Below are 14181 nucleotides of genomic sequence, written 5' to 3'. Positions count from 1 at the left end.
GCACCACGATCCATGCCTACGATTCGTGAGACCGGCAAGGACCGCTGGAAGAAAGTCCCCAAGGACTACTTCAAGAAGCCCGATGCTCTCCAGCGCACCAAGCTCAAGTTCTCGGCGCTGGCGTTGCTCCTGGCACTGGGCTGGGGAGCGTCAGGGATCGATTGGACTCGATCTTCGGGACCGGCCTCCTCGGTCCTCGACCTCAGGGCCAACCACGGGACCCTGGCCAAGGTCCACGCCGCCTGGGACAACAAGTGCGAAGCGTGCCATGTTCCCTTCGAGCCGATCGACGGGCGTCCCTTGCTGGCCTCGAAATCGGACTCCGCCTCTCGGACGAGCGACAAGCTTTGCATGTCCTGCCACGCCGGTCCCGCTCATCACGAAACCATTCGCGCCTCGGACGTCCGGAGCTGTGCCGAGTGTCACCGGGATCATCGGGGGCGAGAGGCCTCCCTGGTCAAGCTCGACGACCTCGAATGCACTCGCTGTCACTCGTCTCTCGAGCAATTCGTCGATACATCGAAGAAGCCGGAGGGATCGCGGTCGTTCGCCGACGCGATCACCAGCTTCGATCGGGATCACCCTCCGTTCATCCCCGATGGCGCGATCCGGAACACCGACAAGACGCTCCAGGATCGGGGTGGGCTCAAGTTCAACCACGCCCTGCACATGACCCCCGGGATCGTCTCCCGGCCGGAAAACACCAAATACACCGTCGGCCAGATCCCGGTCGCCTCGGAACGTCCTCGATACGGCAAGTCGCCCGACGAGCCGGTTACCCTGGATTGCAATTCTTGCCACGTGCTAGAGGCGTCCGACCTGAAAGCCGGAACCGACCCATCGGTCGCGGCCTGGACCACGCCGGTCCGGAGCGACGGAAAGTATTACCAGCCCGTCAATTTCGAGACCCAGTGCCGCGCCTGCCACGATCTGAATTTCGACCCCAGGACGCCCGAAATCCGAGCACCTCACGGAGTCCAACCCCAGATCGTCGTCGATTTCCTGAAGAAGACCTATGCGGCCCAGCTTTTCGAGAATGACCCGAAGCTGTTCGAGAAGTTCATGCCGGCGGTCTCCTTGCCGGGCAAGCGTCCGGTCGAACCGGAAGCTCGGAAGGCCTTCGACGAGTCCGTCATCTCGGCCGAAAAAGTACTCTTCGGGGATCAGCCAGGACCCGATCTCAACAATCTGGCCCATTCCCGACAAAATTGCGCCGAATGCCATGAGCTGGTCAAGGAGCCCGAAAGTCTCGTACCGAGCCGGGTTGTGCCAACCAACGTGCCCACGGTCTGGTTCACCCACGCCCAGTTCGATCACTCGGCGCACCGGGGCGTTTCCTGTCGAGATTGCCACGCTCGATCTTATGCGATGGATCCTTCGGGGAATCCCATCGAGAAGGATCTCACGAAGCCGACCAAGGGAGCCCTCGCCCCGTCGATCTCCAGCAAGGACGTCCTGGTCCCCGAGATCGAAAACTGCCGGAAGTGCCACAGCCCCGCGAACTCGGGAGCTGGGTGGCTTCCCTGGTCCGGCTCGAGCGCGAGTCCGACGGGCGGAGTCGCCTTCGACTGTACCGAGTGCCACACGTACCACAACGGCGACCACGCCCTAGAAGGGGTAGGCGCCTCGGCCGAGAATGCCTCTCAGAAGCGAGAGGTCGAACAGTTTCTTCTCGGGGTCGGCGCGAAATCCGGCAGTTCGATGTCCCCGGATCTAACGCCGGAACCCTGAACTCTCCTCTCTCGCTGTCGTTCCGCTTGCTCGAATCCGACTCTCCCCAGGTAGACCTGTCGGCTCTGGCCCATCAAGGGCCGAGCCGACTTGACCGAGGGAGCATTGTCGATGAAGTCGGGGCGAGCCGTCGGTCTCCTCGCTCTCCTGGCGATCGGAGCTGTCGCCAGGGGTGAGCTTGTCTACTTCACTCGAGGTGGCCAGGCTCAACTGCCCGCGGTCGTCGAGGGCGACTCGGTCCGACTCGACACGCCGATGGGTCCCCAAACATTCCCGCTCCGGGATTTTCTCGCGATTCTCCCCGATCCCGACTCGGGGGTCGAGGCGTCGGGCTCGCCCGTTAACCCAACCACCCACGGCACCCCCGAGTCGCGATTCGCGAGCTTCTGGCGGTCCCTGGAAGACGGGCAAACGTCGAAGGCCATCACAATCCTCCAGGAGGATCGGAACGACGGATCGAGTCATGGGCCAACCCGTCGTGCCCTTGCCGCGCTCGACCAGCTTGCCCTCCCCTGCCCCGACCCTGATTTGAAGCCACTGCAGGCTCGATTACGGGCCCTCCGATTCCGGGAGCTTCGGGGCGATCACGTCCTCTTGCTCCACCAGGGAGCGGACGCCGAAGCCCGAGAACGACTCGATCTGCTGGAGCAGGTCGTCTCGACGTTCTATCTGAGCCTGGCCGCCCAGGGGATCGAACTGGACCCCCTTCGCGAGCGAATCGTTTCGCTCTGGTTTCACGACCGGGTCGATTATCGGGCCTTCCTCACCAGGTCTGAGGCCGAGCCCTTCCTCGAAACTCAGGGGTACTATCACCCCATCTTGCGACTAGTCGTCGCCTACGACACCCGGAGTAGTCAGGCTCAACGTTCAGGTCGACGTGCGATCGCGAATCGACGCAAGGAGGGCGAGTCGGAATCCGAGTTGGCCCGTCAGGAACTCCTGCTCGATCTCGAATGGCGGGCGACCGACCTGGGAATCGCGGCCCACGAGACGATTCACCAACTGGCCGTCTCTGGCGGCCTGACACCCCGGCTCGACGATTTCCCCAACTGGCTTCACGAGGGCTTTGCCGCGCAATTCGAGGTGGTCCGCGGTGGCCGATGGGCCGGCGTCGGTCGGGTCCATGACCTGAGGCTCCCGGACTGGCGGACGATCCGCCCGAGGCCCCGGCTGGCCCCCCTGCTCCACGATGTCGGGATGACCAGCGGATATCGCCGCGACGGATACGCGGAGTCCTGGGCCCTCGTGTTTTTCCTCCGGAAGACCCGTCCGGATCAGTTTCGGGTCTTTCTCGACCTGCTACGTTCCCCCTCGCCCGGCACCTCCGTCCGTCCCGATCGGGCTATCGACGCCTTCCGGGCTGCGTTCGGACCCGATCTTGTCGAAATGGAACGGGCCTGGCGTGAATATCTGGATGGACTGGAAACACCCCTCGAAATGAAACGCCCCGGAGCGAACACTACGGAAAGTCGGCTTGCTCGACCGGTCGCCGGGCACTAAGATCATTTGCTCAACACCGGGCGCCGTAGCCAAGTGGCAAGGCAGAGGTCTGCAAAACCTCCATCGGCGGTTCGAATCCGCCCGGCGCCTCTCGATGAATTGATGCCCCCGGCTCCGTCGGGGGTTCTTCATTGGTATGCGGACTGATCTCACTTCCGTTCCGCATCAAGCCCGACTCCCCTGGCAATCCAGGCATTCGCGAAGCGTGACCCGGCCGGGCGAGGTTCCCTTTCCGGCCCGGCATTCGGATCGCTCACGCCCCTGGCAACCACAATCGTCCTGGAGCGATATCGGGAGGATCGGACCACGCTCGGGGCATTGGTTCACCGCGTCGCGGAGGGCCGAGTTGAGCTGCGGTCGGGATTCGGAAAGCCGGGCCACCTGCTCTTGCATCCCGAGCGATCGCCAGGCCCTCAATCGATCGAGGTACCGACAAACCTCCGAGTCCGATATCCCGGGACAAGGACTGGCCGAACAGGGCATTCCCGGGATATTGGGACAAATCCCATCCCAGGTTCCTGGCGACTGGAGAGGCTCATGCATGGTTCGGTCACTCGGCAATTTGGCGTGGATCGAGCGTTCGAATTCAACCGAGCGTCACCGAGCAACCGAGGTCGCTTCCCGGAAAAGCCTGGCCTTTGGAAAGTTTGAAGGGGGAGCAGGAGTTCCCCACGTTCCCAACCAACCAGGTGTAAAGCACACCATCCCGATAAGGGCTTCCGAAAGGCGAGTTCTGATAGACCCTTGTGAGCGAAATCTGGTTGTACTGGCAGGTGAGGTAGTAATAAAATCGCGCGTTTCCCGCCACGGGGTCGGGAAAGTCCTGCGTGCTCAGAAATGAGTTAACGCCAAGATTCAGCGGGGCGAACACCGGCGGAGTCGGCCCATACTGAAGCGTGCAGGATTGGAACATCCGATAGTTACAATTGGGATCGGGCGAAATCATCGAGAGCGTCGCAGGGATCGTGTTACAACTGCAGTTGGGGATGGTCCCGAAGGTCGAGGAACCGGTCCGGACCTTCTGACGTTCGGCGACCCAACGGTGATCGACGAATCGGCAGATGAGGTTTTCGCCCGTCGAGGGAGTTCCCGGTCCGATGAGGAAAACGGGCACCGAGTCGCCCGGTTCGACGGAAAAACTTCCCGAGGCCTGTTCGGATTCGGATCCCAGGACCTGGATCGGCCGGACCAGGAGGAAGCTGCCGACCGCGACCTTCGAGCCCACGGGGACGACCTGACCGACGAAGGCAGGCAAGGTCCCCCCGGAGGTCGGCACAAGGTCGATCGGGCGAATCTTCCGGGATCGAAGCTTCGCGAAATCGTTGATAACGTCCCAATCACCCATGAATTCCCCCGGTATTAAATCGGTTGCTCACCGGGAGTCATGTTCCGCGAGTCGTGGCGTGGCTTAGCATCCTTCTTCCGAAATTCGGCCCGAGGGGCTGCCTGGATCAAGGCGGCGGGGCGGACGACTTCCTTCAACTCGAGCGTCGCCCCCCCTTCGACTCCGGTCGGGCGGTGAGCGGGTCCTCGGGCCAGGAATGCTTGGGATAGCGGGCCCGCAGATCCTTGCGAACCTGGAAATAGGCGCCGGCCCAGAAGCTTCGAAGATCGTTGGTGATCTGCACAGGGCGATAATTCGGCCCCAGGAGGTGGACGACAACCGGCACGCGCCCTCCGGCGATCCGGGGAGTTTCGGCCCAGCCGAATAACTCCTGGAGCCGGACGGCCAGGACTGGCGAGCCCTCGCCCGACGGATACTGGAGTTTGATCCGATTCCCGCTCGGAACCAATAACGATTCGGGGGCCTGCTCGTCGAGCCTTCGGTTCTCGGCGAAGTCCAGTCGTCCCTTGAGCAGGCCGACGAGTGGGCCTCGGCGTACCTCCTCCTCGGCCCGACGCCCCTGGGTCGCCTGGGCGATCAGTTCGGCCCAGTCCTCTTCCTCGAAATCGGGCCAACCGGCCTCGGGCATCATCCGTCGGGCCAGCCCCAGGCGGGCCAGCCAGAGGGAGGACGCCTCATCTTCCTCGAAGATCGAGCGGGCCCGAGGGGTTAGCGCCTCGGCCAGTGTCCTGGATGCCGCCTCCGCCTCGACCGGCGCATTCCGGTCCTCTCGAAGCGTCAGGTCTCGATAAACCTGCAAGGAGACTCCCACCACGCGCCGCCGCTCCTCGTCGAACTCGACGAGCCGCTCCCGGCGGACCGACCCCGGAAACAGCTCTTCGAGCCACTCCGGACGAATCGCGCTGGCGATCCGGACGCGGGCCTCTCGGGTTCCCGCCCGGCGATCGTCCCGAGGGTCGAGCGCCAGGAACAGTTCCGAGTCTCGGACCACCGATTCGGGGTCGAGACGAACTCCCCGACCTCCCACCATCACGCCGGTCGAAGCGTCGCCCCCCCTTCGGCGGGCCACCCGGTCGGGATAGGCGAGCAAAATCAACTTCAGGAGTGTCTCCTCGTCGAACCCGGACGGGTCTCGCCCCGAGGCCCCGGGCAGTTTTCGGGCCGATCGAAGGAGATCATCGCGAACCCGGGCGACCTGGCGGGCCGCGGCCGGATCAATCCCTCGATCGCGAAGCCCGGGCGAGAACCGCGACCGATCCGCCTCTTCGAGCCGGTCGAGTCGGAGCAGGAGATCGGAGTCGGCGTGAACTTCGGTGCGAGCCTCGCGTCCGAAGCTCCGGGTCAGGATGTCCTTCTCGGACATCAGGGCGGCCAGCGAGGCCCCCTGGTGGAGGGCGCCGAGTCTGGCCGACTCGATCAAAAGCCTCGCGAGTCGCGGGTGGGTCGGCAGGTCGAGCAGGCTCCGCCCCATCGGGGTGATCGCCCCCCCTGCCCCTCCGAGTGCCCCGAGCATCGCGAGCAACTCCTCGGCCGCCTTCATCGCCTCGGGTTCGGGAGGCTCATACCATCCGAATCGCGAGGGGTCGGGATTCCCCCAGGCGTGCAGCGCCAGGACGGTCGAGGCGAGGTCGACCCGGCGGATCTCGGGAATATCCGCCTCGGGGAGGCCCCGTTGCTCCCGCTCCGACCAGAGCCGGACACATCGCCCGGGGCGGGTCCGACCCGCTCGACCGGCCCGCTGGTCGGCCGAGGCCCGGCTGATCCGGCCCAGTTCCAGGCGGTCAAGCCCCCGGGCCGGGTCGTAGCTGGCGAAACGGGCCTGACCGCCGTCGATGACCGTGGCCACGCCGTCGATGGTCAGCGAAGTCTCGGCGATGTTGGTGGCCAGGATCACCTTCCGGAATTCCGAGGGCCGAAGCGCCCGGTCCTGCTCCTCGGCCGACAACGATCCGTGGAGCGGGAGGACCAGGACTCCCTCGCGGGCCGCCCAGGGGGCCAGCTCCCGGCCTGTCTTGCGAATCTCCTCGACCCCGGGGAGGAAGGCCAGGACGTCGCCCGGTTCCCGATCCTCCTCGATGGCCTGCTCGATCGCCGAGGCGACTCGGGCCGGGAGCGGGTCGGTTGAAGAGCCTCGATAGCGAATCTCGACGGGAAAAGTCCGTCCCTCGACCCGGAGAATCGGCGCACCACCGAGAAATCGCGCGACCGGCTCGGCCTCCATCGTAGCCGACATCACCACCAGGATCAGATCATCACGGACCGACTCGCGGACCTCACGCAAGAGGGCGATGGCCAGGTCGGTGTGCAGACTCCGCTCATGGAACTCGTCCAGGACGACCGCGCCGACCCCTTCGAGGAAGGGGTCGTTGAGGAGCTGCCGATTCAAGATCCCCTCGGTCACGACCCGGATCCGGGTCCTCGGCCCGATCCGCCGCTCGAACCGGATCTGATAGCCGACCTCCTCGCCGAGGACCCAGCCATTTTCCTCGGCGATGCGCCCGGCCGAGGCCCGCGCGGCGACCCTTCGGGGTTGCAAGAGGACCAGGGCCGGATGATCCGGCGCGAGCAGCCCCGCCTCGATCAGCGCGGGCGGGACGCGGGTCGTCTTTCCGGACCCCGGGGGGGCGACCAGGACCAGCGACCGAGTTTCGCGGACCTTCCGGACGATCTCGGGGAGCGAGGGATCGATCGGCAGTCGGATCATGAGGCCTCGAAGTGGGGGGTGTTTCCGAGAGTCGACAGCCAGGCGTTGTCGCGAACGCACCCGATCGCCCAAGCGTATGATAAGATAGTGCAATTCCGCGGGAAATCCGCCACGAGTCCTCTCGTCTTCGGAGTTCGGGACGCAGCGGCCCCCCAATTGATGATTAGACCGGGAACTTTTCGGGCCCGGTCGTCGTCGAATGAGATGACGCTCGAATCGGACGTGAAGTCGGTGTTGGACATCGGGCGGATTCCTGTGCTAGCGTGATTCCTCCGAAATGGTGGGTGGCCTCCCCGGCCGGCCGGTTTCTCATCGGCTCATCCCCCGCCATGGCTCTGATATCGTTGGCTCGATCGGACGTCCGGACGGCCTTTTTCTGGCCCGCCCCGGCCCCTCAGGAGACAACTCGTATGGCGAAGAACCAGGCCGTCTGGGCGCTCGATATCGGTCAGGCCGCCCTCAAGGCGCTCAAACTCGTGCCGGGCGACTCGCCCGACTCCGTCATCGCCGAGGCGTTCGACTTCGTCGAGTATCCCAAGATCCTCAGCCAGCCGGATGCCGACCCCGAGGCCCTGGTCTCCGAGGCCCTCGGGACCTTCCTCGATCGTAACGACCTGAAGGGTTGCAAGGTCGCCATCGCGGTCCCGGGCCAGGCCGGGCTGGTGAAGTTCATCAAGCTTCCCCCGGTCGAGAAGAAGCGGATCCCGGACATCGTCAAGTTCGAGGCCAAGCAGCAGATCCCGTTCGCCCTCGAAGAGGTGGTCTGGGCTTACCAGCAGATCGGCGACGACGACTCCGAAGAGGAGGAGTTCAGCACGGTCGAGGTCGGCCTCTTCGCGATGAAGCGCGATCAGATCAATCGCGCCATCCAGCCGTTCCGGAACGCCGGGATCGAGATCGACATCGTCCAGATGGGGCCGATCTCGCTCTACAACTATGTCACCTTCGACCAGCTCAAGGGGACCGACCTCAAGGGCTCGATCGTCCTGCTCGACATCGGTGCCGACAATACCGACCTGATCATCAGCGACGGGACCCGGATCTGGCAGCGGAACGTGCCGATCGGCGGCAACCACTTCACCCGGGCCCTGACCAAGGAACTGAAGCTCACCTTCGCCAAGGCCGAGCACCTGAAGCGGAACGCCACCAAGGCCCCCGATCCCAAGGCCGTCTTCACCGCGATGCGCGGGATCTTCAACGATTTCGCCAGCGAGGTCAATCGGTCGATCGGCTTCTACTCAAGCGTGAACCGGCAAGCGAAGATCATCAAGGTCGTCGGCTTGGGCAACGGGTTCAAGCTGCCGGGGCTCCAGAAGTTCCTCCAGCAGAACCTCAACGGCCTGGACGTGGAGAAGCTGGAAGACTTCAACAAGCTGACCGGCGATGAGGTCAAGGGTGCCCCGCAGTTCGTCGAGAACCTGCCTTCTTTCGCCGTCTCCTATGGCCTGGCCCTGCAAGGGCTCGGCAGGAGTCAGCTCCGGACCAACCTCCTCCCGCCCGAGGTCGAGAAGGTCCGCCTGATCCGCCGGAAGAAGCCGTGGGCCCTGGCCGCCTCGGCCCTGGTGATGCTGGCCTTCTCGGCGAAGTTCCTCGGCGATTACAAGGCGTACGCCAAGGTCGTCAACGAGCCGTTCAAGCAGGCGGTCGACCGGGCCAAGAGCGTCAGCTCGAAGGGCTCGAAGTTCGCCACCGACTTCACCACGGCCAAGGGAGCGTGGGAGGCCAAGGCGAAGGAGGGGAAAGACCTGATCATCTCCGACGATCAGAAGGCCACCTGGCCCAAGTTCCTCAAGCTGATCAACAGCAGCTTCCCCGACCCGGTCGCCGAGTATCATCTCGACCCATCGAATCCGAACAATGTCCTGGTGATCGACAAGCTCCGGGTCCACATCGACAAGATCAAGCCGGTCTACCGGATGGACGTGGCCACGGAGTGGTACGACAACCTTTCCGAGACCTTCAAGCGGACCCTCCACCCGCTCGACCGCAAGGAACCGCCGGCGGGAGAAGGGTGGATCGTCCAGATTCTCTGCCATCACTACAACCCGACGGCCACCACGGCCGAGGAGCGGAACCTCCCCCCCGACAAGCGGACCTCGTTCGGGCCTTACAACTACATCTACTTGAAGGTCCTACCCCGGCTCCAGGCCGCCGACCTCCGGGCCAAGGGGATCAGCCACGTCGCGATGACCTGGTACGCCACGGACAAGAACTGGACCTCCGGACAGGGGGCCGCCGGTAGCGGGCTCGCCTCCGCCGCCACCCTCCTCGATCGGGCCACTCCCCCCGCCGGTGAAGGTGGCGGGATGGAACCGGGGATGATGCCCGGAATGATGGGCGGTCGAGAAGGCATGATGTCCAGCATGAGAGGTGGAATGGGCGGCATGCCCGGGATGATGCCGGGGATGACCCCCGGGATGGGCGGCGGGATGATGCCCGGAATGGAGTCGATGATGCGGGGTCGGATGGGCGGCATGCCAGGGATGGGCGGGATGCGGGGGGCCGCCAAGAAGCAGGAGATCCAGACGCAGACCCGGACCGACTTCCTGCTCCAGTTCGTCTGGCAGCCGCCGACCGAGGAGAAGCCCGCCAAGCCGATCGAGGAGATCCGCGAGGCCCTGATTGCGGCCGAGGGCGACGAGAAGAACAAAGGGGCCGTCGCGACCGTCGACCCGACCAAGCTGGAGCAGCAGTTGGAGAAGGAGTCGGTCGAGGGCTCTCAGAAGCTGATCAAGGCGGTCGAGGCGGTCGAGGCCGCCGCCGCTGCCGGCGTGCCGGCAGCGACCCCCACGGCACCGGGCACTCCCGTGGCGGCACCGGTCGCTCCCGGGGCACCGGTCGCCCCCGGGGCGGCACCGGGGACCAACCCAACCCCGCCCGCCACGCCAACTCCCCCGGCCGCGCCTCAGTGAGCCCGGCGGCTGCGTCACCATCATGTCCGCCGGGCGGCCCCTCGGGCCGCCCGGCGTTCCCCGAGCCCCGATCACCTCGCCCAAGGCCCTCCCCACCATGGATCAAGTCAAGGTCTTCCTCAGGCAGTGCGTGAAGAATCGGTTCTGGATCGCCCTCGGGATCTCCCTGCTCCTGCCGATCATCGGCTATTTCGTCGGCTCGGGCGCCATCATCAAGGCGACCTCGGACCAGGAAGCGGCGATCAAGAGCGCCCAGACCGACATCCAGAAATACACCTCGCCCGGCGTGCCCAATAATCAATACGCGCCGATCATCGAGGAGAAGAAGGTCGTCCTCGACAAGGACGTCGACGCCACCTGGCGTAAGCTTTTCGCCCTCCAGGAGCCGCTCCTCCAGTGGCCCGAGGTCGTCGAGACCCAGTTCCGCGAATGGGGCCGGAAATGGCCCGAGAACGTGGACCGAGGCCGGGTCCAGAAGACCTTGATCGACTACACCGACGCCTACCCCGCGTTCGTCTCCAAGGTCTACAAGACCTTCAATCCCTGGAACCCCGAGGACGGGACCGGGATCGTGGCGGCCCCCGACGAGAAGATGCTGATCCAGCCGGCCCCGTTCACCATCGACTCCCCGCCCGACCTGGGCAAGGTCTGGGCCGAGCAGGAGCGGCTCTGGGTCCTGACGGCCTTGCTCGATGTGGTGGCCAAGGTCAACGAGAGCGTCGGTGCCAAGGATTGGGACGGGGCGATCATCAAGCAGATCCAGTCGATCGAGGTCGGGACCATGACCGCCCAGGACCAGGTCTCGCTGGCCAATGCCGTCGAACTCGTCGAGGCTCCCAAGCTCGCCCCCGAGGGCGAGGAAGAAGTCGCCGATGAATCGGCGAGCGAGCCCGGGATGGGGCCGGGGATGGAATCCATGGCCGCCATGCGGGGCATGATGGGCGGGGGCATGATGGGCGCCGCCGGCAAGTCCGACGTCGTCTACTCCCTGCCGGTCGAGGAGAATCAGCAGTTCAAGATCCTCCCGATCAAGATGACCGTCCTGGTCGACCAGAGCCATCTGGCCGACTTCCTGATCGGACTCGAAAATTCGCCGATGGCCATCCAGGTCCTCGAGCCCGAAATCGCCAAGCCCCTGGCACCCGTGGTCAAGCCGGTCTACGGCGAGAACATGAGCTTCGGCATGGGGGGTTACGGCGGGATGATGCCCGGGATGATGCCGGGGATGGAAGGCGAGGGCGGGATGTCGTCGATGAGCCGGATGATGGGCCGAGGTGGTATGGGCGGCATGCCCGGGATGATGCCCGGGATGATGCCGGGCATGTCCGGCATGGGCCGGGGCAGCGAGATGCAGAGCATGATGATGCCCGGGATGATGGGCGGCCGGGGCGGCATCGCCCCCGTCCGGAAGGGCACCGACGTCCGGAGCGTCAACAAGGCCCAGCAGCGCAAGGATGAGAAGAAAGAAGCCGAGAAGACCAAGACGGCCCCGGACCCCAAGGTCGACGTTTACTATAACGTCATCGAGGTGACGGTCTACGGCCAGGCTCGGTTCTACAACGCTCCGCCCGCACCGGGCCAGGAGGAATCGTCCACGTCCGAGGCAACTCCCGCGACCGCGCCCGATGACGCGACCGAGCAGCCTTGATGGCTCATCGACGATCGAGACGGCGGACCGGGGGCGGTCGAATCGCCCGCCCCGGCTCGAATCCTACAAGAGGAGGGGTGATCCATCATGGCGAACGCGGCAGTCGATAAAATGAAGAATCTCGCACTCCGGCACGGCGAGAAAGCCCTGGTCAGCCTGACGGCGGCCCTCTTTCTCGCCTTCACCGCGATGGCCGTGCTCAAGCCCACGGTCGAGATCAAGCCCGAGCAGCTCAAGAGCACGGCCGACGCGGCCGACGCCAACCTGGCGAAGCAGCAGGACCCTCAGGACATCCTCGCCAAGCTAGAGGAGGATGGCCTGAAGAATCCCGAATTCGAGAAGATGGTCGAAAACCAACTCGCCCACGCGCTTAATCCGGCCGATTACCGGGTCAAGTACGATTGGGTCACCCCGGAACCCGGTGCGGGCCTGATCCGCGACCAGCCCGATCTGATCGCCCCGACCTCCCTGGCCGCCTTCCCCGGACGGGGTGGGATCTTGATGTTCGCGCTGGATGACAAGGGGGAGCGAATCCTCGATACCGGCCCCGAAGCCGTCAAGACCGCGACTCGCAGGCGTAATAAGAGGAATCAGCGGAATGCCATGATGGGCGGGATGGCCGGGATGATGGGTGGAATGCCGGGATACGGGGGGGGCCAACCCGCCGAGCTGACCGAAGACCAGAAGAAGCGAGAAGCCCTCGAAGCCGAGCGACGCGCCAAGCTATTCGCCGGAAAGGCCGCCCCTCCCGACCAGGCCAAGGAAGGGGAAGACGCCTCTGTCGCCGACACCGAACCCCAGGGCCCCTGGAAGGAAGAAACCAAGGGGAAGCGCTGGGTCGTGATCACCGGCCAGCTCGACAACGAGCAGTTGATGAAGAACTACCTCAAGGCGTTGAAGACCGAGGCGATCGCTTTTCCGAACTACAAACGCCTGGACGTCGAGCGTCAGACCCACCTGCCCGATGGAAGCTGGACCGAGTGGGCGGCGCTCGATCAGGACAAGAATTACGAGGTCCTCGATAATCTCCCCGAGGAAGATGAGGAATTCGTCCCCGAGACGATGCGACCGCTCGCCCTGAACGACCCCCTCCCCTTCCTTCGGGCGGGGTACTGGACCGGGGTCCATGTCGCGAGCCTCGTCCCGGCCGAACTCCGGGATCCGCAGAAGAATAATGCCATGCCCGGGATGATGCCGGGAATGATGCCCGGAATGACGCCCGGGATGGGCATGCGAGGAGGACGGGGCGGTGCCGGGATGATGCCCGGGATGGCGGGCTCCGGGATGAAGGGTGGGTCGGGGGGCATGATGCAGCCCGGGATGATGGGTGCCTCCGGGGGCATGATGCAGCCCGGGATGATGGGCGGCCCCGGGATGATGGGCGAACCCGGAATGATGGGCGGAGGGGGGAGCTTGAGCGCCGACGAGACCAACTTCCCCAAGACCACCGAGAAGAAGGTCATGATCCGTTCCCTGGACTTCACCGTCGATCCCGACACCTCCTACCGGTATCGCCTCCGGCTCGTGGTCAAGAATCCCAACCTGGACCACACCGACGTCAATCCCGGCGTGGACGTCAAGAGCGATGAATTGAAAGGCCCCTGGAGCGAGCCCACCAAGGAGATCTCGATCCCGGCCGACGTGGCCGCCTACGCCCAGGCCCCCTTGCAGACCGAGCGTCGAGGCGATCAGGTCTCTTTCCAGATCGTCCGATGGGACCCCAATACCGGCCAGACCGTCATCAAGAACGACGATGCCGGGCCCGGCGAGATCGTCGGAGAATACGGCTCGGTCCAGATGCCCTCCTCCGAGGGGGACGGGGCCAAGTCGGTGGGCATCGACTTCAATAGTCGGGCCGTGGTCCTCGACACCGTCGGTGGTCGCGAACGACTCCCCGACATCGGGCTCGAGCGGAATCCATTCGAGGTCCCGGCTCTGGCCATGGTCATCCAGACCGATGGTTCGGTGGTCATCAGGAACCAGGCCCTCGACATGGTCGACGAGGTCCGCCAGGACATGGAGGCCAACTACAAACAGGCCGTCGAAGACTCGGGCAAGAAGCGCGATGAAATGGGCGGGTCGAGATACCCCGGGATGTCGGGTATGCCCGGCGGTCGCTGACTGAGCCGAGTCTGAATCGTCCCACCGTAGGCCCCCGGCGTGAATCGTCGGGGGCCTTCGTCGTCGACGGGGAGGCAAGGAATCCGGATTAGCCCGATTTTCGGGAAAAATCCGAAAATCACGGTTGACTGCTTTTGCCGTCCGGTGTAAGACACCGCCTCGTCTTCTCCCCATCCTCGATCGCCCACCATCCCGACGCGCACCTCGAACATTTGGACGA

Annotated in this window: 8 protein-coding genes and 1 tRNA gene; 6 read left to right on the top strand and 3 right to left on the bottom strand. The window is 64.7% G+C overall.

What is annotated here, in order from left to right:
* The first annotated feature begins 12 nt into the window (after positions 1 to 12).
* The 3 genes from P12x_RS08255 (at position 13) to P12x_RS08245 (ending at position 3321) form a co-directional block, all read left to right on the top strand.
* Complete coding sequence (locus tag P12x_RS08255; protein ID WP_435010387.1) at positions 13 to 1731, top strand: hypothetical protein; 1719 nt, start codon at positions 13 to 15, stop codon at positions 1729 to 1731.
* Positions 1732 to 1842: 111 nt separating this feature from the next.
* A complete protein-coding gene (locus tag P12x_RS08250) occupies positions 1843 to 3231 on the top strand; it encodes a DUF1570 domain-containing protein (protein ID WP_435010386.1) in 1389 nt (462 codons plus the stop codon).
* A 19-nt stretch (positions 3232 to 3250) separates the two neighbouring features.
* A tRNA-Cys gene (locus P12x_RS08245) sits at positions 3251 to 3321 on the top strand.
* 75 nt (positions 3322 to 3396) lie between these two features.
* Here P12x_RS08245 and P12x_RS08240 read toward each other — a convergent pair.
* The 3 genes from P12x_RS08240 to hrpB form a co-directional block, all read right to left on the bottom strand.
* Positions 3397 to 3624 carry a hypothetical protein gene (locus P12x_RS08240; RefSeq protein ID WP_435010385.1) on the bottom strand — a complete coding sequence of 76 codons (228 nt, stop codon included), beginning with the start codon at positions 3622 to 3624 and terminating at the stop codon, positions 3397 to 3399.
* Between the two features lie 193 nt (positions 3625 to 3817).
* Positions 3818 to 4576 (bottom strand): hypothetical protein, encoded by a 759-nt coding sequence (locus tag P12x_RS08235; RefSeq protein ID WP_435010384.1) that lies wholly within the window; start codon positions 4574 to 4576, stop codon positions 3818 to 3820.
* Between the two features lie 133 nt (positions 4577 to 4709).
* The gene (hrpB, locus tag P12x_RS08230) at positions 4710 to 7280 is read right to left on the bottom strand and encodes an ATP-dependent helicase HrpB (protein ID WP_435010383.1); all 2571 of its coding nucleotides are present in this window, start codon (positions 7278 to 7280) and stop codon (positions 4710 to 4712) included.
* A gap of 410 nt (positions 7281 to 7690) precedes the next feature.
* Here hrpB and pilM point away from each other — a divergent pair, with 410 nt between their 5' ends.
* From pilM to P12x_RS08215, 3 genes are all read left to right on the top strand, one after another.
* Complete coding sequence (gene pilM, locus P12x_RS08225; protein ID WP_435010382.1) at positions 7691 to 10192, top strand: type IV pilus assembly protein PilM; 2502 nt, start codon at positions 7691 to 7693, stop codon at positions 10190 to 10192.
* A 97-nt stretch (positions 10193 to 10289) separates the two neighbouring features.
* Entirely contained in the window at positions 10290 to 11840 is a 1551-nt protein-coding gene (locus tag P12x_RS08220; protein ID WP_435010381.1) for a hypothetical protein, read from the top strand.
* Between the two features lie 87 nt (positions 11841 to 11927).
* Positions 11928 to 13961 (top strand): hypothetical protein, encoded by a 2034-nt coding sequence (locus P12x_RS08215; protein WP_435010380.1) that lies wholly within the window; start codon positions 11928 to 11930, stop codon positions 13959 to 13961.
* The last annotated feature ends 220 nt before the right edge of the window (positions 13962 to 14181 follow it).

The sequence above is a fragment of the Tundrisphaera lichenicola genome (assembly GCF_051175385.1).
Taxonomy (GTDB): Bacteria; Planctomycetota; Planctomycetia; order Isosphaerales; family Isosphaeraceae; genus Tundrisphaera; species Tundrisphaera lichenicola.
The sequence above is the reverse complement of the archived record's forward strand: the minus strand, read 5'-3'. Positions and strand labels throughout refer to the sequence as shown.

Coding starts and splice junctions, on each gene's coding strand:
- P12x_RS08255 (WP_435010387.1), top strand. CDS start 13: ATGCCTACGATTCGTGAGACCGGCAAGGACCGCTGGAAGAAAGTCCCC.
- P12x_RS08250 (WP_435010386.1), top strand. CDS start 1,843: ATGAAGTCGGGGCGAGCCGTCGGTCTCCTCGCTCTCCTGGCGATCGGA.
- P12x_RS08240 (WP_435010385.1), bottom strand. CDS start 3,624: ATGCAAGAGCAGGTGGCCCGGCTTTCCGAATCCCGACCGCAGCTCAAC.
- P12x_RS08235 (WP_435010384.1), bottom strand. CDS start 4,576: ATGGGTGATTGGGACGTTATCAACGATTTCGCGAAGCTTCGATCCCGG.
- hrpB (WP_435010383.1), bottom strand. CDS start 7,280: ATGATCCGACTGCCGATCGATCCCTCGCTCCCCGAGATCGTCCGGAAG.
- pilM (WP_435010382.1), top strand. CDS start 7,691: ATGGCGAAGAACCAGGCCGTCTGGGCGCTCGATATCGGTCAGGCCGCC.
- P12x_RS08220 (WP_435010381.1), top strand. CDS start 10,290: ATGGATCAAGTCAAGGTCTTCCTCAGGCAGTGCGTGAAGAATCGGTTC.
- P12x_RS08215 (WP_435010380.1), top strand. CDS start 11,928: ATGGCGAACGCGGCAGTCGATAAAATGAAGAATCTCGCACTCCGGCAC.